Below are 431 nucleotides of genomic sequence, written 5' to 3'. Positions count from 1 at the left end.
CCGACGAGCCAGGCACGCCGGGCAACGAAGGCGATATCGTCAAGGTCACCATCACCGCCGACCAGGTTTCGGTCGCCGAGAACGTCAAACCGACCTTCACCGTGCACATCAACACTGCACTGGCCCACGACCTGGTCGTGACCTTGAGCAACAACGCTCAGGTCACCATCAAGGCCGGTGAGACCAGCGCGCCGTACGAGCACGCTGCGCAGGGCGATGACGTTTACCAGGATGCTGGCGAAATCACCCTAGGCATCAAGTCGGCGGTGGACGCCACCGGCGCTGCCTTCGAGAACCTGCAGCTGGGCGGAGATGCTTCGGTCAAAGTGACCGACACCATCGACGAAGTTGTCGCCAAGCTGACCGCAAGCCAGTCGGTCACCGAAGGCGGCGAGATCACCTACACGATCACGCTAACCAACAAAGACGGC

General features: G+C 61.7%; 1 protein-coding gene. It reads left to right on the top strand.

What is annotated here, in order from left to right; all coding sequences use genetic code 11:
* Positions 1-431: immunoglobulin-like domain-containing protein (locus tag ABI582_RS28700; RefSeq protein WP_442120995.1), on the top strand; the 431-nt coding region annotated here is incomplete at both ends.

This window comes from Pseudomonas sp. SAS7, assembly GCF_052112345.1.
Taxonomy (GTDB): domain Bacteria; phylum Pseudomonadota; class Gammaproteobacteria; order Pseudomonadales; family Pseudomonadaceae; genus Aquipseudomonas; species Aquipseudomonas putida_Q.
The sequence above is the reverse complement of the archived record's forward strand: the minus strand, read 5'-3'. Positions and strand labels throughout refer to the sequence as shown.